General features: G+C 43.1%; 16 protein-coding genes. 6 read left to right on the plus strand and 10 right to left on the minus strand.

Annotated features, from left to right (window positions below; genetic code table 11):
• The first annotated feature begins 263 nt into the window (after positions 1-263).
• Both BJP34_RS24655 and BJP34_RS24660 read left to right on the plus strand, forming a co-directional pair.
• A complete protein-coding gene (locus BJP34_RS24655; protein WP_070394625.1) occupies positions 264-932 on the plus strand; it encodes a nitroreductase family protein in 669 nt (222 codons plus the stop codon).
• Between the two features lie 297 nt (positions 933-1229).
• A complete protein-coding gene (locus BJP34_RS24660; protein WP_070394626.1) occupies positions 1230-1955 on the plus strand; it encodes a pirin family protein in 726 nt (241 codons plus the stop codon).
• Positions 1956-2483: 528 nt separating this feature from the next.
• On the opposite strand, the gene BJP34_RS44395 is transcribed toward BJP34_RS24660, so the two are convergent.
• Both BJP34_RS44395 and patD read right to left on the minus strand, forming a co-directional pair.
• Complete coding sequence (locus tag BJP34_RS44395; protein ID WP_158517451.1) at positions 2484-2636, minus strand: hypothetical protein; 153 nt, start codon at positions 2634-2636, stop codon at positions 2484-2486.
• A gap of 229 nt (positions 2637-2865) precedes the next feature.
• Positions 2866-3240 carry a heterocyst frequency control protein PatD gene (gene patD, locus BJP34_RS24670; RefSeq protein WP_070394628.1) on the minus strand — a complete coding sequence of 125 codons (375 nt, stop codon included), beginning with the start codon at positions 3238-3240 and terminating at the stop codon, positions 2866-2868.
• A gap of 318 nt (positions 3241-3558) precedes the next feature.
• Here patD and BJP34_RS24675 point away from each other — a divergent pair, with 318 nt between their 5' ends.
• Positions 3559-5823 carry a RelA/SpoT family protein gene (locus tag BJP34_RS24675; RefSeq protein ID WP_070394629.1) on the plus strand — a complete coding sequence of 755 codons (2265 nt, stop codon included), beginning with the start codon at positions 3559-3561 and terminating at the stop codon, positions 5821-5823.
• A 214-nt stretch (positions 5824-6037) separates the two neighbouring features.
• Here BJP34_RS24675 and BJP34_RS24680 read toward each other — a convergent pair whose 3' ends face one another.
• The 3 genes from BJP34_RS24680 to BJP34_RS24685 all read right to left on the minus strand — a co-directional run bounded on the left by BJP34_RS24680 (position 6038) and on the right by BJP34_RS24685 (position 9083).
• Positions 6038-6994: a ribonuclease Z gene (locus tag BJP34_RS24680; RefSeq protein WP_070394630.1), complete on the minus strand. Its 957-nt coding sequence runs from the start codon at positions 6992-6994 to the stop codon at positions 6038-6040.
• A gap of 57 nt (positions 6995-7051) precedes the next feature.
• A complete protein-coding gene (locus BJP34_RS44400) occupies positions 7052-7204 on the minus strand; it encodes a hypothetical protein (protein ID WP_158517452.1) in 153 nt (50 codons plus the stop codon).
• 94 nt (positions 7205-7298) lie between these two features.
• Positions 7299-9083, minus strand: coding sequence for an iron uptake porin (locus tag BJP34_RS24685; protein WP_070394631.1), 1785 nt, complete (start codon positions 9081-9083; stop codon positions 7299-7301).
• A 253-nt stretch (positions 9084-9336) separates the two neighbouring features.
• Between BJP34_RS24685 and BJP34_RS24690 the strand changes: the two genes are divergently transcribed.
• Entirely contained in the window at positions 9337-10089 is a 753-nt protein-coding gene (locus tag BJP34_RS24690) for a hypothetical protein (RefSeq protein WP_070394632.1), read from the plus strand.
• Positions 10090-10133: 44 nt separating this feature from the next.
• Here the strand turns inward: BJP34_RS24690 and BJP34_RS24695 are convergent, their stop codons facing one another.
• A complete protein-coding gene (locus tag BJP34_RS24695) occupies positions 10134-10907 on the minus strand; it encodes a hypothetical protein (protein WP_070394633.1) in 774 nt (257 codons plus the stop codon).
• Positions 10908-11370: 463 nt separating this feature from the next.
• Positions 11371-12747, minus strand: a complete 1377-nt coding sequence (locus BJP34_RS24700) for a glycosyltransferase (RefSeq protein ID WP_070394634.1) — start codon at positions 12745-12747, stop codon at positions 11371-11373.
• A 142-nt stretch (positions 12748-12889) separates the two neighbouring features.
• Between BJP34_RS24700 and shc the strand changes: the two genes are divergently transcribed.
• Positions 12890-14803 carry a squalene--hopene cyclase gene (gene shc / locus BJP34_RS24705; protein ID WP_070394635.1) on the plus strand — a complete coding sequence of 638 codons (1914 nt, stop codon included), beginning with the start codon at positions 12890-12892 and terminating at the stop codon, positions 14801-14803.
• Between the two features lie 36 nt (positions 14804-14839).
• A complete protein-coding gene (locus BJP34_RS49390) occupies positions 14840-14965 on the plus strand; it encodes a hypothetical protein (protein WP_267876365.1) in 126 nt (41 codons plus the stop codon).
• An 87-nt stretch (positions 14966-15052) separates the two neighbouring features.
• On the opposite strand, the gene BJP34_RS24710 is transcribed toward BJP34_RS49390, so the two are convergent.
• The 3 genes from BJP34_RS24710 to BJP34_RS24720 form a co-directional block, all read right to left on the minus strand.
• A complete protein-coding gene (locus BJP34_RS24710; RefSeq protein WP_070394636.1) occupies positions 15053-15934 on the minus strand; it encodes a DUF4351 domain-containing protein in 882 nt (293 codons plus the stop codon).
• Positions 15935-16052: 118 nt separating this feature from the next.
• Positions 16053-16910 carry a DUF4351 domain-containing protein gene (locus tag BJP34_RS24715; RefSeq protein WP_070394637.1) on the minus strand — a complete coding sequence of 286 codons (858 nt, stop codon included), beginning with the start codon at positions 16908-16910 and terminating at the stop codon, positions 16053-16055.
• A gap of 96 nt (positions 16911-17006) precedes the next feature.
• Positions 17007-18449, minus strand: a complete 1443-nt coding sequence (locus BJP34_RS24720; protein WP_070394638.1) for a flavin-containing monooxygenase — start codon at positions 18447-18449, stop codon at positions 17007-17009.
• Positions 18450-18466: the final 17 nt, after the last annotated feature.

The following is an 18466-nucleotide window of genomic DNA, read 5'->3' on the forward strand; positions in this document are numbered from 1 at the left end:
CTAAGATCGTAATATAGAGATTTTAAATTTTGTGAGGTACATTTTTTTTTGTTTTAGGAAACAGGGAACAGGGAACAGGGAACAGTTAAAATAAAAGAGGTAATTGCGAATAAATTACTGATTATTAAACACTATATATCCAGATTTTGCTTACCATTTGCATCTAGTAAAATTTTATTTTTACTAAGATTAATTTTTGCTTAAGATTAAGCGTAAACCGTAAACCGTAAACTTTCAACCTATCAACCTTCAACTAACTAACTATGACCACTGAATTATCACCATCAATGGGATTAAAGGAAGCAATAGAACAGCGTCGTGCTGCCCGTTCTTTTCGTCCTGATCCAATTCCCAAAGAAACCTTAACAGAAATTTTTCGCTTAGGAGTGCGATCGCCCTCCGGTTTTAATTTACAACCCTGGCGCTTTATAGTCATACAGGAGCAAGCTAACAAAGAAAAGTTAAGAGCCTGTGCCTTTGATCAGCGTCAAGTAACAGAAGCTCCAGTTGTATTAATTTGTTGTGGCGATCGCCGAGTTACTCAAACCGATTACATTGAATCGGTGATTCAACTTGGTAAAAATGTTGGTGGAGTCAATGATGCTTATGCAGATTTTATGCGTAGCTCAATTCCTCAAATGTTTGAGTATCATGTCTCCTTTCAATCCCCCGAAACCTGGACAAATCGTCACACTATGTTAGCCGTTGCTCATTTAATGATTGTGGCAAAAAGCTTTGGGGTTGATACCTGTCCCATGGAAGGATTTGTATCTGCTCAGGTTAAAGAAGCATTTAACATTCCTGCGGAAGTAGATGTGTGTTGTTTACTCCCCATGGGATACGCCAGTGAACCCTTTAAACTCTATGGTGGACGGTTTGATATCGAACAAGTTTACTATGGCGAGAGCTTTGGAGAATCATTCCAAGTCTAGTATAGCGGCTTTCAATTTGCTAGGGAGTAGGGAGCAGGGAACAGGGAGCAGGGAGCAGGAAATAGAGGGCAGGGAACAGCGATAATATCTTTACCTCATAGTTATGAAAAATCCTGTAATCACCAATCACTAATTACCAATTATAGCGTTTTCCATACTTATCAAGTATATTCAATTTTGTTACCCCTACTCCCTACTCCCTACTCCCTACTCCCTACTCCCTAACTGTCATAACCATGAAATTTAAATGAATACTAATTTACCAATAACTAATCACAACATTTGGATGCAAACCCAATGACTGGAACCACAAACAATCAGAAAGTAATCAAAATTCGGAAATCCTCTGAAAGAGGACATGCTCATTACGGTTGGCTCGATTCTTACCACACCTTTTCCTTTGCTAACTATTACGATCCCGCTCATATGGGATTTCGCCAACTGCGGGTAATTAATCAAGACCGGATTGAAGGTGGAACTGGATTTGGAACTCACTTCCATAGAGATATGGAAATTATTTCCTATGTCCTAGAAGGAGCCCTTGAGCACAAAGATACCCTTGGTAATACAACAGTTATTCGTCCTGGTGAAGTGCAACGGATGAGTGCAGGAAAAGGTATTGCCCACAGCGAGTATAATTATTCAGCCACTGATATCGCCCATTTTTTTCAAATCTGGATTTTACCGAATCAAACCGGATTAAGACCAAGCTACGAGCAGAAATTTTATGCACCAGAAGAAAAGCAGAATCAATTAAGACTAGTTGCTTCAGAGGATGGACGGGATGGTTCTGTGAGCATTCATCAAGATGTTAATCTCTATGGTACGAATCTGGATGCTGGTGCATCAGTAATAACCCATGCTAATCAAGATCGTCATATTTGGGTACAAGTAGCACGAGGTCAGGTCAAGTTAGATAATTACTTGCTACAAGCTGGTGATGGTGCTGCTATTTATCAAGCGGAATCTGTGATGTTAGTGGGTCAAGAGCAAGCAGAAGTGTTGCTGTTTGATTTGGCTTGAATCGAGATATCTGAGCATTTGTAAATCTGAAGTTACCCGTTTTCTATTGGCTCAAATTTCGGTAAGCATATGGGCTAGGGGCACGCTGCCCGAACAGCCGTCAGCTAATGGGTGTAGCGCATATGCTGAATGCTTACATCCTGTTGATTTATCATTAACCTTTCATCATTTACGAAATCGTTAAAGTATTACCACTGATCATAGGTTAGTTGTGGTACATCATTCCCTGAATTGCTATACTGTTGATTGTATTATTGCTCAGATACATCAGATCCATTTGTGCTTGCAGATGCTTGATTTGCAGAACACAAAACTCCTAAAACAGTAGCGGTCGCCATTAATCGAGAAAGCAGTTTATATTTCAGAAAATTGACTTAACTGATTCGACACTTCGTGGTGGTAGAAATTAGGGAGTATACAGCTGTTTTGTCTGTGCATTCCCTGTTATTTATCAGTGTCTCTATCCGATGTATGCGATCGGGTTTATCAACATTTAATGCCAGGTTTAACTTTTGTATAGCCATTCTACTACTTGTGAGGTACAAATTTCTGGTTTTTAGGGACTTCGGAGCAGGGAGCAGGGAAGAGGGAAGAGGGAAGAGGGAAGAGGGAAGAGGGAAGAGGGAAGAGGGAAGAGGGAAGAGGGAAGAGGGAAGAGGTCAAAACAAATGTGTACCTCATGAGTACTAGAAACGCTATATAAATTTCTAAGCATTCAGCGGTCAGGGGTCAGCTGTCAGCCATCAGCGGTCAGGCTTTGGCTGATAGCTGATAGCACCATCTGTAGCCTAAAATCGCTGATCCGCGACACGCGCTATACGCGACACGCGCTATAGCTGATAGCACCATCTGTAGCCCAAAATCGCTGATCCGCGACACGCGCTATAGCTGATAGCTTACGGTAGGAGTATTATGGTTGTTCCTGAGATTGTTGCAACCACCCTTGGCAGTACTGAATCAGGGTCTGTATGCGATCGCATACTCCTTTCTGCCTTAATTTGGCTGTCTCAGCACTCCGGGATGCCTGCAGAAGCATCAGGTCATTTTCCAATAATCGGATCTGTTTGTAAATTTCGGTTTTTAGGGACTGCCATCGAGAGACATAATCCAGAGGTATGTCTGAGGCACTAATACTAGCGATCTGAGTGATAAACAGCCCCTTTAGTGCTTGAAACTGCTCCTGAAGTGCTGATCGGGCCACATCATCAGGGTCAACTTGACAGTACATTTGTTCTAGGGCTTGTTGGAATTCCCGTAATGCTTGATCATGTGATTGAGATAACATTGTGAGCCCAGTTAGCGTAAAATTATAAATGTAAAGAATTTTTTCTTTTTAAAGACAGGGTAGTTACCAAACCAACAATTTGGCTCTGCCTCTTAAATATTGGAGTAAGCTTCCATCTCTTTGAACTTGAGCATCCGGACAGCATTCTGGCTTGACGAAAAAGGAGGGTGAGAGGAAGCTTTACTGACACTGACTGCTTACTCAGAAGGGTTTGGCTGCATCGACAGGCTTGCCACCCTTCTGAGTCAGCACTCATTTTCCTAGACTTCGGTTTTCAATGACTCCGGTATCTATTTTTTCTCTGAGGGGCAAATAATTATGGACGCGATCGCCACCTACTCTATTTTGAATTTTAACGTTAAGATTCCTGACTGGCTGCAAGATTCCCTAAGAGCCGCCTCATCAGCGGCAGATGAACCAGTCGGTGATCATACTTTGTTAATCGCTGAGGCATTTAAATTTGCTTACCAACTCCATGAAGGTCAGTACCGCAAATCAGGAGAGCCTTACATTGCCCATCCGATTGCAGTGGCTGATTTATTAAGGGATTTGGGAGGCAACTCTACTATGATAGCGGCTGGATTCCTGCATGATGTAGTTGAAGATACGGAAATTACTCCAGAAGAAATAGAATCCCGGTTCGGAGTGGAGGTACGAAATTTAGTAGAAGGGGTAACCAAACTATCTAAATTCAACTTCTCCAGTAAAACTGAGCGTCAAGCCGAGAACTTCCGCCGGATGTTCCTCGCCATGGCAGCAGATATCAGGGTAATCGTTGTCAAACTGGCAGATCGATTACATAATATGCGGACCTTGGAATACTTGAAGCCAGAAAAACAGGTTCAGATTGCCCAAGAAACCCGAGATATCTTTGCCCCCCTAGCCAATCGGTTAGGAATTGGTCGCTTTAAATGGGAACTAGAAGATTTAGCCTTTAAGTATCTCGAAACAAATGCTTATCGGGAAATTCAGTCATTGGTATCAGAAAGACGCTCAGACCGGGAACAGCGCCTGAAGGAAGTCTCAGAACTTTTGCGAGAGCGGATTCATAAAACCGGTGTTCATTGCGTTGATATTAGTAGTCGCCCCAAGCACCTGTATGGGATATATCAGAAAATGCAGCGCCAGAACAAGGGGTTTCATGAAATCTATGATATTGCTGCCATGCGGGTGATTGTGGAAAGCAAAGAGGAATGCTACCGAGCCTTAGCCGTTGTTCATGATCTGTTCAGACCAATTCCAGGTCGGTTTAAAGATTATATTGGTTTACCCAAACCCAATCGCTATCAATCCCTCCATACCGGAGTGATTGGGTTTAATGGTCGCCCGATCGAAGTCCAAATTCGCACCCTGGAAATGCACCATGTGGCGGAATGGGGTATTGCTGCTCACTGGAAGTATAAGGAAACTGGTGGCTCTCATACTACCAAATTCACGGCTGATGATGAAAAGCTGACTTGGCTGCGGCAGTTATTGGAATGGCAGAAAGACCTGAAAGATGCTCAGGAATACATGGAAAACATCAAAGATAACTTATTTGATGAAGATGTCTATGTATTTACACCAGATGGTGACGTAGTCGCTTTGAGTCGGGGGGCAACTGCCGTAGACTTCGCCTATCGGATTCATACCGAGGTGGGAAACCATTGTGCTGGTGTACGAGTTAATGGTGAGTGGCGGGTACTCGATTGTCCTCTAAAGAATGGGGATATTGTAGAAATTCTCACCACCAAAAACGCTCACCCTAGTCTAGATTGGCTCAACTTTGTGGTAACAGCCAGTGCCAGAAATCGTATTCGGCAATGGTTTAAGCGATCGCATCGGGAAGAAAATGTGGCTCGGGGTCGGGAACTCTTAGAGAAGGAACTTGGGAAAAAAGGATTTGAAGCCTTGCTCAAATCAGCACCAATGCAAATTGTGGCGGAGCGCTGTAACTACCACAAAGTAGAGGATTTACTGGCTGGTCTGGGTCACGGTGCAGTGACGCTCAACTTTGTAGTGAAACGACTACGGGAAGAACTACATGCTGGTTTAGACAATGAGCCAGAAGAAAGTGAAGTGATCCAAGAGTATTCTAGCTCTACCTCCATTCATCTCCAATCCCAACTTCCTAGTAAGAAACATCCTATTGCTGGTGTAGAAGGACTACTGTATCGCCTGGCTGCATGTTGTAACCCCTTACCGGGAGAATCCATTATTGGGGTAGTCACTCGCACTAAGGGGATTTCCATTCATCGGCAAGGATGTGTGAATGTGGAAAATGTTTTAGGAGAAAGACTAGTACCGGTCAGCTGGAATCCCACTGATATCGATAACGGACGTCCCCAAACCTACCCAGTAAATCTGCAAATTGAAGTGATTGACCGGGTTGGTGTCTTCAAAGACATTCTATCTCGCTTAAGTGACCAAAACATTAATGTCCGTAAAGCTCAAGTCAAAACTCAGTATGGCAAACCAGCTCTAATTGACCTGTGCATTGATCTTCTCGATCACCAACAACTCAAGTGCAGTTTCGCCAAAATCCAACAAATGAGCGATGTGTTAAATATCCGGCGTGTTTCTCAGGTGGAGGAATGTAATTGAAGGTTATAAGGTTTGGAGGTTAAAGGTTAGGAGGTTAGGAGGTTAGGAGGTTAGGAGGTTGAACGCGCACCCGTGGCCTTTCGGCCAAGGTTAGGAGGTTGAAAGTTAGAAGGTTGAAAGTTAGAAGGTTAACACTTAACACTCAAGATTCAACCAACAGTCAAGATTCAACCAACAGTCAAGATTCAACAGATAACACTCAAACAGTCAAGATTCAACAAACCACTTCTTTTTCTTCTGAACGTCGTCTAGGCACCTCATAGGTGAAGAAATCATGGGCTAAGATGGTATTTGGGAAAATTGCCCGTGCTTCTTGAAGCAAATCATCTAACCTCAGGGGATTTCCTGGAGCATAACGAGGACTGAAATGGGTCATAATTAGCTGTTTGACTCCTGCACCAAGGGCAACTTGAGCTGCCATGGTAGACGTAGAATGTAAGCGCTCAATAGCCATCTGAGCGTCTTGATGGGCAAAAGTAGCTTCGTGAATCAAAACATCCCCATCCTTTGCCAGTTCAATGGCCTGCTCACAGAAGATAGTATCGGTACAATACACTACTTTACGACCAGTTTCGCGTGCTCCACACAAGTCAATGCCCTGAACCTGACGCCCATTAGGTAGGGTAATCGTTTCTCCCCGTTTGAGTTTACCGTAAAGAGGACCAGACGGAATTCCTAATGCGATCGCTTTTTCTACGTTAAACCTGCCCGGTCGGTCTTTTTCACACACTCGATAGCCAAAGGCTGGTACACGATGCTCCAGGGGTAGACAGCTAACGGTAAATTCCTGGTCTTCGTAGAGTAAACCAGGTTTTATCGTGTGAACCTTGAAGGGGAATGCCAAATGGGTGCGAGAGTATTTTAGGCAAGCTTGGAGATAACTATCTAAACCCGGTGGTCCATAAATATCAACCCTGTCGATGTTTCCCGCTAAGCCACAGCTTGCCAACAGACCTGGGATACCAAAAATATGGTCGCCGTGGAGGTGGGTAATGAACATTCGTCTGATCTGGCTGGTTTTCAGGTCACTCCGCAAAAGTTGATGCTGAGTACCTTCGCCACAGTCAAACAGCCAGACTTCTGCACGCTGAGGTAAGCGCAGCGCTACACTGGACACATTGCGCGATCGCGTTGGGACTCCGGAGCTAGTTCCTAAAAATGTAATTTCCACGCAGCCTGTTTTTGAATCTTCCTCTATATATAGTACACAGCCTGAGTCTGATCATGCTTAATGTGCAATGCCTTTGAACGTATTTAGGGAGTAGGGAGTAGGGAGTAGGGAGTAGGGAGTAGGGAATCGGGAATCGGGAATCGGGAATCGGGAATCGGCAACAGGGAATCGGCAACAGGGAATCGGCAACAGGGAATCGGGAATCGGCAACAGGGAATCGGGAATCGGGAAAAAATCCTGTGTACCTTATAGTTATTAAAAACGCTGTATTTAGGATTGCTATATTAGCAAATCAACCAACAAATCAAAAAATAAATTTAGTTTTTAGCATTGGGACTACGATACTATTGTTGTTACTGTTGTGTTCTGGAGAGAAAATTACAAATAGACCGGGAGTGATGGATATATTGTCATTAATTTGGTAGCGATAAAAGGTTTCTAAGTGGTAAGATACATCCAAATCTTGACGACTGTTAATATCATTTTCAGCTAGTCTAGGAGGCATTCCAAACACAAAACCTAATTCATTGCCTTCTTTGCCTAAATCGGGAAATGCCATGGTTATCGCCCAAGTCCAGATATCAGCTTTAGCGCCCTTTGAGCCATCCAAACCACTTTGGCGGGGAGAGGATTCGGCGTTGGCATTGATATAACTGAGCCAACCCCCAAGGGCAAAACCAGGACTAAGTCGATATCTCCCTTGTAAGCCAAACCCATTAGCGGAAGTGGCGGTTTGATCACCAAAGGGTGCTTGGGAAAATTGACTACCAGTACTGCCAGTGACATCAATCCCTGAGTTGGGTTCAGGAGAATAGTAATGGACATAATTCAATCCAATCCCTAAACGCTGATTTGGTGTTAAGGTTAGCTGAGTGAAAGCACCAAATTGACCATTAAATAGTCCATTACCTTCGGTGGGATTAGAGATACTAGCGGCACTACCTAAATAAGCTACACTGATTCTAATTGAGTCATTAAATTGATAACGAATAGCAGCTCCACCACCTTCAGCTAAGCGATAAAGGGGGTTATGTACTCCAAAACGGGAGAGGGCTGAAACGGGATTGAGGGGGTCTGTAATCTCATCGGCTGACAGACCGGCTGCTGCAATATGAGCTTGAATGCGATCGCTAATCGGGAATCGGTAATATAGTTCGGTTATGACAAACTCGTTGTCAGTATTTGTCTCAAAGTCATAGAGAGTCATGTCTGTGCCATCAAGGGGATTATTAAATTCAGGCACATCGGTGGTATCGATTCTAGTGCGTAACAGGTCTTTACCGGTGAAACTGGTATCAAAGGATAATAGGGCAAGACCTGTGAATGTAGTGGTCAGACTATCGTCTTGAGTAGGGCTACTGCAACAAGGGGCAGCTTTGTTATCAGTGAAGTAGTCAATTAGGATAAAGTCTACTTCGCCATTGAGCTTAGTCGTGGTGGAAAACTCAGTTATTTCAACTTCAGCAGTACGAGCGGTGACAGCATCGAGGTTACCACGCAGTCGAGCTAGTTCCACGGTAAACTCTGATTGCAAACGCTTGATTGCTTCTAGGTCTTCTTTAAAGTAGGACGATGCCAAATTGGGAGCAAGAATTATCTTACTGAGCTGATCGAAACAGGCATTGAGAGCAGCAGCAAACTCATAACGGTTGAGGGGACGATTGCCACGATAGCTACCATCAGGATATCCTGCCATACAACCGTAGCGCTCTACGATGGATTGTAAGGCTTGGAATGCCCAATCTGTGGGCTGGACATCCGATAACTGGGATACTGATGTCACCTGAGCCATCGGCTGATCTGTCTGTTCGATATTGGGTTCGATATTGGGAGTTAGTTCATTCTCAAACTCTTGTGTACTTGTTGGTAATTCCGTTATTGGTGATCCTGGGAACAACTGGGAAACAGGTGTCACCTGCTCCATCACGCCCACAGAGATGGGGGGAAGTAACTCTACTGCTACGGATAATTCCTGAGCGGTTGTTGACTTTGGTTGAGATTCATTGGCTAGACCATGGGGAGTTAGTAGAAACGCTGCAGCGATCGCAGCTGGAGTTACATGGGGCAAGCTCCAAGTAAGTTTGAGCATTGGGAACGATAGTTGACTACTCACACCGAAACTAAGGTGGGCGCCTCCTAGGGCGCGAGGGATTGCTCCCTTGGAGGCGCCCACCTCATTGTATGATCGCGCAAATATAGGCAATTTGCCCAGTAGGATGATGGTAATAGGGGTAGTTTTTTTAGATTAGGGTTAAGCAGAAAGTGTGGGGGGAAAGGAGTTAGATATCCAACCGCTGTTGTTACACTCAAATTGATTCGAACTGGCTTATACCGATTGTCTTATGAATAACCGCTTACGTCAATTTTATCAATTTTTTTTAAATAATGTAGTCTTAGCTATAGTGGTAGGACTCTTAACTAATGCTATTGGAGCTTGGATAGCCGAATTATTAAATAATCAAGAATCGTTTAAGCAGTATAAAGCCTTTAGTATGTTGGTTTTTATATTATTTACACCCATAGCTAGTAAGTATTTATTTAAAATATTAAATTTAGCACTGAATAAAATAGCGTCAGTTAGCTTAATCATATTACTGATGGTAGTGGAAGCAAGTCTATTTAGCGTTCTTCCCACTAAAACAGTAAAATTACCTGAACAATTTGACAATTACCCAGACATCGCACAAGTTTTTGAAATCAAAAATATAGGTAAGCCTAATAGTTTAAAGAAAGTCTCGATACATAAAGCGGAAGCAAGAGGTATAATTAGAAAATCACTGCTTCAACCTAATGAATTACACTTGTTGCTTAGTGATGTGGAATTTATCAAGTACGAAAAAACTTTCAGAGAACTTATCGATAGAAACTATCGAGGATATATCCAATACAATATTAATTACAAGCCTGATTGTATTGGAAATTTTGAAATGGAATCTCAAATAGTTGACTATTCCTTTAGACCTGGTAGTGGAATCTTATCCTTTGTGATAGGATTTATAGAAACAGAATATTTGGTGCCTCGACAACGAACTTATGTTATTAATCTAATAGAGGACATTATTAGAGATAACCAAGTTTTAGAAAAAATCAAATAAATATGACTAAGCTGTTAAGCTTTAATGCCTAACAGCTTAACCAATTATTCAAGGGTTATGGTCTTAGGTAAATCAATTACAAAGTTCAGCCCTTTTGGAGTAACATCGGCGTTAATAGAAACGCCAGCATTAACAAGTTTATCTAGGGTTAATCCATAGGGTTTCAACTGTTTATCAACACCTGCATCTTTAAGATAGGAAATTAAATTGACACCATCAAAATTTGCCAAACCCTTCTTGACCGCTTTAACTGTTTGATTGCGAAATACACCTTCAAGAAGAGTCAGAGCATCAGAATACCATCCCCGTCCACGTACATTATGGTTACGGTAAGCAACTTCTAAATCGTTATTACGTATAGCAATACCAAGACTGACATCACCACTAGGTGTTACAGAAAAGAGACGAGTACACTTCCTGCCAACACCTGGAATCTTGATGCATTCATACTTACGCAAATTGACGGTAAAGGAAAATGTTGCTCCACCATTGTCAATAGACTGAAGATTAATATCGTTTATCTTCCACTTGTTATAACGAGTATTCTTGATGTAATACCCATCATATTGATTGATAGAGTTAACTAAATCTTCCCGGAATTTTTCAATTGGCAACGTTCCTCGAATTTGTGCTTTGGTTAAGTCCAACTCAATGGGAAATCCAATCTGATTGGTGAATACGTCTAGAGATTGGGCAACGAGGGGAACATTACCATCAGGGAATTGGCTCTCTGCATGAAGATCACCAGCCAGAGCAATGGTTAAACCTAAAGATATGGAAAAAGTACTAAAAATAGTTGCTAGAGTTTTATCCAACATATCCTCTCCTTTGTCGGTATCAGCTAGTGTTTATTGGTATTTTGAAACCTGTGGAGACTAAAATTAGCTGAACGCCTTTATATAACAAGCCAATAGTTTCATTAGGCTTGAATTATTTAAACCCCTGGAAATACTAATAAAATAGCAAATCAATAGATGCCCATTTACTGCTCAGGCTTCGAGTTAATTTTGAGCCTAGTTGTTTTCAAATACCACTATTTATTTCTCAGGCAAAGTTCAGGAGGTTATGCAATACTTAACAAAAGTTAATAAAAAAGAAGCATTAGGGACAGTAGAAAGGAATTATAGACATTGAAGTATAGTTATGGAAAGGGTAATAGTTAATAATCAACAGCGGATATGGTAACAAAAATATGTCTTAACTTTTACTTCGACTGCTATAAAATTAAACATTAAACCTTCAACCTTCAACCTTCAACCTTCAACCTCCAACCTCTAACCCTCAACCCTCAATAGAATAAACCCTTCCTTTCCAACCACCACCCCTTCCTTGCCAATGTCGCCATGCTGAATCGATGGTCATTAGCGTATACAGCAACCCGATCCCAGGTAAGCAAAATCCCAGCAGAGGAGAACATTGATAGAGACGCAGTGTGGGTAAGTAAGCTAAAGCCATCAGTAACCATGTCACCAGAGATGCGATCGCATTCAGCCAATGTCCAGTCAAAACACTAACGATCAAACCAATCGGAGGTACTAGATAAATTAAGATCATTCCCATCACCGTACCTACTAATAGCCATGGGGAATACTCTAGTTGGGTAAAGGCGGTGCGAGCAATCATATTCCAGATACTGGCTAAAGAAGGATATGGTCGTAAGCTGCGGGTTGATTGACTTAGCCCTAACCAAATCCCACCAAAGCCAGGGCTTTGCTGATTGGTTTTGCTAAAGCCCCCTAAATCCCCCAACTTTGCGGTGCGACCCAAGGGCGATTTACTCGCCCTAGGAGGCGCGCACCGGAAGGGACTTTGAGAGTTTTGTTCCCCCCAGCGAGGGATTGCTCGCTGGGGGGCTAGGGGGGCGAAACTTGTTGTATTACTAGATTTAACCGCTTGAGCGAGGGCGCAATCATCGATTAATGCTTGACGCACTACCTCAATCCCACCGATCCGGTTTAAGGCTTGATGGCTAATTAAAATACATCCTCCAGCCGCAGCGGCAGTGGATTTTGTGGGGTTATTGACCCAAGCAAAGGGATACAGTTTTTGAAAGAAGAAGACAAAAGCAGGAATAAGTAGTCGTTCCCAAAAGTCTTGGCATCTGAGCAACACCATTAGGGAAACTAGATCCAAGTGTTCCATCTCCGCTTTGGTAACCAGTTGACGGAGATTGGCTGGATCATGGTCAATATCAGCATCGGTAAATAAAAAATAATCTGGAGCAGGGGTTTGCTGCTGCCCATGACGAATCCCTTGTTCTAAGGCCCAGAGTTTACCAGTCCAGCCAGGGGGTAACTCTTGACCAGATAATACTTCTAGTTGGAATCGTTCGGAGGATTGGTTGCTTTCCTGGGCAAGGGCTTGAGCAATGGTGGCAGTTTGATCAGTGCTTTGGTCATCCACTACAATCACCGTCAAGCAGCCAGCATAGTCTTGAGCCAAAAGCGATCGCAATGTCGTGGGGAGCAACTCAGCTTCATTACGAGCTGGAATTACAGCACAAACTTTCGGTAAGGATTCCCCTTGACCTAGAGACCTGGTAGGGAATTTCTCTATAACCAGCCGTTGGTCTGCTCGCCAAAACTGACCGCGAAATCCTAGTAATCCGATCCAAATCCCTAAGGATAGAACAGTGATTGCTAATCCGATTGTATCCATTTGTATTGATACCTATTGCTAATTCTCCACTACAAGTAGCAAAATAGCGTAACCAAAGGTGCGATCCGAGGCCGCGAGGGATTGCTCGCGGCCTCGGAGGCGCGCACCTATGAATGTGGTGTGTGAAGTAGAACGGTAAAACATGCAAATCCAAGACCGGATTGTACACTCAGGGGTTACAGAAGCGATCGCAAATAGCCAAAGCTATCTACTCGCTCAGCAATATCCCGATGGTTACTGGTGGGCAGAACTAGAATCTAATGTCACCATAACGGCGGAAATTATCCTACTCCATAAAATTTGGGGAACTGACAAACAACGACCTTTACATAAAGCCGAAGCCTATCTGCGTTCACAACAGCGGAAACACGGTGGCTGGGAACTTTTCTATGGCGATGGTGGGCATTTGAGTTGTTCGGTGGAAGCTTATATGGCACTCCGCCTTTTGGGGGTACCCGCCAGCGACTCAGCTTTGGTCCGAGCCAGGGATTTTATTCTCAGACGGGGTGGCATCAGCAAAACCCGGATTTTCACCAAATTTCATTTAGCCTTGATTGGCTGCTATAGCTGGCGCGGGATTCCCTCGATTCCCCCCTGGATAATGTTGTTTCCGCAATGGTTTCCCTTTACGATCTATGAAATGTCTAGCTGGGCAAGGGGAAGTACAGTTCCTTTATTAATTGTCTTTGACCAGAAGCCAGTATTTGATAGTCAGCCAAGGATCAATCTAGACGAGTTATATACCGAAGGAGCTGATCACGCCAAGTTTGAGCTACCTCGCAATTCTGATTGGACAGATTTATTTGTACTCCTTGATGATGGATTTAAGTTAGCAGAAGACTGGAATTTAGTTCCATTTCGGAAGCAGGGACTGGCAGCAGCGGAAAAATGGGTCTTGGAGAGGCAAGAAGCCACAGGAGACTGGGGGGGAATTATTCCAGCCATGTTGAATTCCCTGTTAGCGTTGCGTTGTCTCAACTATGATCTTGCTGATCCGGTCGTGCAACGGGGACTGGAAGCCATTGATCGCTTTGCCATTGAAACCCCTGACAGCTACCGAGTCCAAGCCTGTGTTTCCCCAGTTTGGGATACAGCTTGGGTATTACGAGCCATGGTGGAATCTGGTTTAGACCCGGATCATCCAGCCTTAGTTCGGGGTGGAGAATGGTTGTTGCAGCAGCAAATACTAGACTATGGGGATTGGGTGGTCAAGAATCCCCAAGGGAAACCAGGAGGATGGGCCTTTGAGTTTCAAAACCGTTTCTATCCCGATTTAGATGATTCCCCAGTGGTGATTATGGCCTTGAATAGCTTGAAACTGCCTAATCAGAAACTGAAACGGGCAGCCATAGCTCGTGGCTTGGCTTGGATAGCATCAATGCAGTGTAACCAAGGAGGTTGGGCGGCCTTTGATATTAATAATAATCAACACTGGCTGAATTCTCTGCCCTATGCTGACCTGAAAGCTATGATTGACCCTAACACAGCGGATGTGACCGCACGGGTCCTGGAAATGCTAGGTTCGTGTAATTTATCCATAGAATCCCAGCAGTTAGAGAAAGCGATCGCATTTTTGATTCAGGAACAGGAAGCCGATGGCAGCTGGTTTGGTCGTTGGGGAGTTAACTATATCTATGGCACCAGTAGTGCTCTTTCAGCCTTGTCAAAGATAGCGCCTCACACCCACCAACGTAGTATCGAACGGGGTGCCGCTTGGCTAGTGCAATGTCAAAACCTTGATGGTGGCTGGGGTGAGACCTGTCTTAGTTACGATGATCCCAGTCTTAAGGGAGTAGGAATCAGTACCGCATCTCAAACCGCTTGGGCTTTAATTGGTTTAATGGCAGCAGGAGAGGCTACTGGCAACTGGGCAATGGATGCCATTGAGAAGGGAGTCAACTACTTAGTGTCAACTCAGCAGCCCGATGGCAGTTGGGATGAAACCGAGTTTACAGGCACAGGTTTTCCCAGTCATTTTTATTTAAAGTACCACTTCTATCAACAATATTTCCCCTTGTTGGCCTTGGGAAGATATCAAATGTCTGTTTCAAGTTGAACGTTGTTTGTCAGAATGAAAAATTAAGAATGAAGAATGCAGAATGAAGAATTAAGAAGGCAGAATGGTGAAGGCAGAAGGCAGAAGGCAGAAGGCAGAATGGTGAAGGCAGAAGGCAGAAGGCAGAAGGCAGAATTCCCAATTCTAAATTCCCAATTCTAAATTCCCAATTCTAAATTCCCAATTCTTAATTCTTAATTCTAAATTCCCAATTCTTAATTCTTAATTCTTAATTTCCACGCATCCTATTTATTGCTGATGCTCAGCTAACCATACCGTCAAATCTGTGACTGTCTCAAAATCCAACAGCGCCTCGCTCAACTCTTCCAATTGAGCTATAGAAAGCTTTTGAATCCCCTGTTGTAGCTGGTCTGAAACACTCCCAAACCGACGGGTGATCAGACGTCTAACGATTGAGTAACCTTCCTCTTGCCTTCCTTCACGTTTTCCTTCGAGTAAACCTTCCCGTTTGCCTTCAAGTAAACCCAGTTTATGTCCTTTTTGAATTATCTTCTGATAAATTACAGACTCTTGCATCACGTCCTCCGGAAATAATTCTGCTATCAACCCTTTGTCGAACCGCAAACCAGCTAGTAACTGGGTACAAGCGGATATGTTAGTAAAAGCCAATGGTTCTTCAATCCTATCTACTGCTGCCGCCACTTGCTCTAATAATCTTGTCGGGGACTCACTCAATGCCAGAGGAGCAAAGGGCAATAAGGCGGGATTGGCTAAAAATGGCTCAGGGTCTTGCTCCCACATCCTGATTACTCGATAGCGATGACTGGTGTTAGTATCGACCAACTCGTTAGTATAAACTTTTTCTGAGCGAGTGAATTTCAGAAATATCACCACCTGCTCTATGGGACAGTTATACTTTTCTTTGAGTCTGACCCAATACTTGAGCATCCGCAATGGTAGGGATGGCTTGGAAGCCGGTAAGGTTTGAAATTCCCAGTGCAGGATTTGGTTAGCGGTTTGCAGCAAGGTCAAGGAATCCGCGTGAATCGGTTCGGTATTTAACTCAGTTTTGAGCACTGATATTTCAGTAACTTCAATACCATGAAGCCACTTGACCAAATCAGCTGGGTAGTTTTCGGCGAGATATTTACAGATATTATCGTAAGCCAAGGTAGTTATCTATGGTTAACAGTACCTGGGCCAGTTTACCGGATTTGGTAAAAAAAAGCGTTCCCGTAGCGGCTCTTGCAGAGCATCGCGTAGCGTGGCCGTAGGCCAATCGCATTTTTTATTGCTGATGCTCAGCTAACCATACCGTCAAATCTGTCACTGTCTCAAAATCCAACAGCGCCTCGCTCAACTCCTCCAATTGAGCAATAGAAAGCTTTTGGATCCCTTGTTGTAGCTGCTCAGAAACACTACCAAACCGACGGGTCAGTTGACGTATAACGATTGAGTAACCTTCCTCTTGCCTTCCTTCGAGTTTCCCTTCCAGTAAACCCAGTTTATGTCCTTTTTGAATTATCTTCTGATAAATTACAGACTCTTGCATCACGTCCTCCGAAAATAATTCTGTGATCAACCGTTGGTCAAACCGCAAGCCAGCTAGTAACTGAGTACAAGCGGATATGTTAGTAAAAGCTAGTGGTTCTTCAATCCTATCTACTGCTGCTGCCACTTGCTCTAATAATCGTTTAGGAGACTCACTCAATGCCAGAGGAGCAAAGGGCAATAAGGCGGGATTGGCCAAAAATGGCTCAGGGTCTTGCTCCCACATCCTGATTACTCGATAGCAATGACTGGTATTAGTATCGAGCAACTGATTAGTATAAGCTTTTTCTGAGTTAGTGGATTTCAGAAATATCACCACCTGCTCTATGGGACAGTTATACTTTTCTTTGAGTCTGACCCAATACTTTAGCATCCGCAATGGTAGGGATGGCTTGGAAACCGGTAGGGTTTGAAATTCCCACTGCAATATTTGATTTGCCGTTTGCAGCAGGGTCAAGGAATCGGCGTGAATCGGTTCAGTATTTAACTCAGTTTTGAGCACCGAGATTTTAGTAACTTCAATACCATGAAGCCACTTGACCAAATCAGCTGGGTAGTTTTCGGCGAGATATTTACAGATATTATCGTAAGCCAAGGTAGTTATCTGTGGTTAACAGTACCTGGCCGAGTTTACAGGATTTGGTCAAAAAAAGCGATGCTCTCAAAGAGCCGCTACGCGAACGCAACTAAGCTAGGTAGAAATATAGTCATCAAAAACTGGTTTTCTTGTAGCCCACCAATATTGGATAGTATTACCAGGCCACAAAGCGAATACTCTGCCATCTTTATTTTGATACCAACTCATACAGTTTTCTTTTGTCCAAACCCTCTTTTCCATAGTTTTCCATAAATCCTGATAATAACGTCTCATGGCTTCCTCCTTGACTTCTAGAGATTTACAGTCTTCTCTGAGCATTTTATTCAAGCAGCCAATAATATAATTAACTTGGCACTCTACCATTAAAATAACTGAGCTATGACCCAAACCAGTGTTCGGTCCTAAAAGACTAAAAAAGTTAGGGAACTTAGGAACAGAAATACCAAGATACGCTTCTGGTTCGTTGCCCCATATATCCGCTAGACTCTCTGCGTTGCTACCACGTATATCTATTTTTTTGTAGGACAAATAGTTAAATCCTGTAGCATAGATAATAGCATCAACTTTATAGTCCTTTCCTGGTTCGGTTACCAGACTATCAGTAGTTATGCTTTCTATCTTATCTGTAATCAATTCTACATTATTTCGGTTCAGGGTTTGATAAAAGTCGTTATTAATTAAAATTCGTTTACAACCTGGTTGATAGCTGGGCATCACCGCATCCCGTACTCGGGAGTCATCAATTTCCTGGTGTATACGTTTTTTCAATTGTTTTTGCAGGTTCTTACCAATAGAACTTCCAGTAGTGAATAGGGGAAAATTGATTAAGTCATTACGTAAGTATAGTAATCCCCGGTGCAGTTGCATCAGAATAGGAAAATTTTTAAAATACCATTGCATTTGGGCTGAATAAGTCCGATCGTCTCGGTTAGTAATCCAGTTAGGAGTTCTTTGAAAAATGAATAGTTGTTTGACTTTTTTGGCAACTTCTGGGATAAATTGAACTGCACTGGCTGCAGTTCCTAAAACTGCCACCGTTTTATCAGTTAAATCAAAGCTGTGGTTCCATCTAGCTGAGTGAAACGAGACTCCTTTGAAGGTTTCCAAGCTAGGCAAATTGGGTAATTTGGGTAAATTTAAACCTCCCCAGGCACTAATCAGTATGTTAGCAGTTATAGTCTCCTTCTCAGCTGTTTCAACATACCATAGGGAATTTTTGGCATTGAAATGGGCGCTAATCACCTCTTGATTAAAACGGATATGGGGATAAATATTGTATTTACGTGTGCAGTGTTGTAAGTATTTCAATATCTCTGGCTGAGAGGGATAAACTTGGTTCCAATCATGTTTCATTTCAAAAGAGTAGCAATATAAATGAGCGGGAATGTCACAGGCACATCCTGGGTAGTTATTATCCCGCCAAGTCCCTCCAAGTCGAGAGGATTTTTCTAGTATAACGAAATTTATTTTGGCTTTTTTAAGTTTAATAGCCATGCAGATACCAGACATGCCTGCACCGATAATAACTACTTGCATTTTTTCGATTTTAAGAG

Source organism: Moorena producens PAL-8-15-08-1 (assembly GCF_001767235.1).
Classification (GTDB): Bacteria; Cyanobacteriota; Cyanobacteriia; order Cyanobacteriales; family Coleofasciculaceae; genus Moorena; species Moorena producens_A.

Bases quoted from the DNA above. Each gene is read 5' to 3' on its own strand.
- BJP34_RS24655 (WP_070394625.1), top strand. From the start codon at position 264: ATGACCACTGAATTATCACCATCAATGGGATTAAAGGAAGCAATAGAA.
- BJP34_RS24660 (WP_070394626.1), top strand. From the start codon at position 1,230: ATGACTGGAACCACAAACAATCAGAAAGTAATCAAAATTCGGAAATCC.
- BJP34_RS44395 (WP_158517451.1), bottom strand. From the start codon at position 2,636: ATGAGGTACACATTTGTTTTGACCTCTTCCCTCTTCCCTCTTCCCTCT.
- patD (WP_070394628.1), bottom strand. From the start codon at position 3,240: ATGTTATCTCAATCACATGATCAAGCATTACGGGAATTCCAACAAGCC.
- BJP34_RS24675 (WP_070394629.1), top strand. From the start codon at position 3,559: ATGGACGCGATCGCCACCTACTCTATTTTGAATTTTAACGTTAAGATT.
- BJP34_RS24685 (WP_070394631.1), bottom strand. From the start codon at position 9,083: ATGCTCAAACTTACTTGGAGCTTGCCCCATGTAACTCCAGCTGCGATC.
- BJP34_RS24690 (WP_070394632.1), top strand. From the start codon at position 9,337: ATGAATAACCGCTTACGTCAATTTTATCAATTTTTTTTAAATAATGTA.
- BJP34_RS24695 (WP_070394633.1), bottom strand. From the start codon at position 10,907: ATGTTGGATAAAACTCTAGCAACTATTTTTAGTACTTTTTCCATATCT.
- BJP34_RS24700 (WP_070394634.1), bottom strand. From the start codon at position 12,747: ATGGATACAATCGGATTAGCAATCACTGTTCTATCCTTAGGGATTTGG.
- shc (WP_070394635.1), top strand. From the start codon at position 12,890: ATGCAAATCCAAGACCGGATTGTACACTCAGGGGTTACAGAAGCGATC.
- BJP34_RS49390 (WP_267876365.1), top strand. From the start codon at position 14,840: ATGCAGAATGAAGAATTAAGAAGGCAGAATGGTGAAGGCAGAAGGCAG.
- BJP34_RS24720 (WP_070394638.1), bottom strand. From the start codon at position 18,449: ATGCAAGTAGTTATTATCGGTGCAGGCATGTCTGGTATCTGCATGGCT.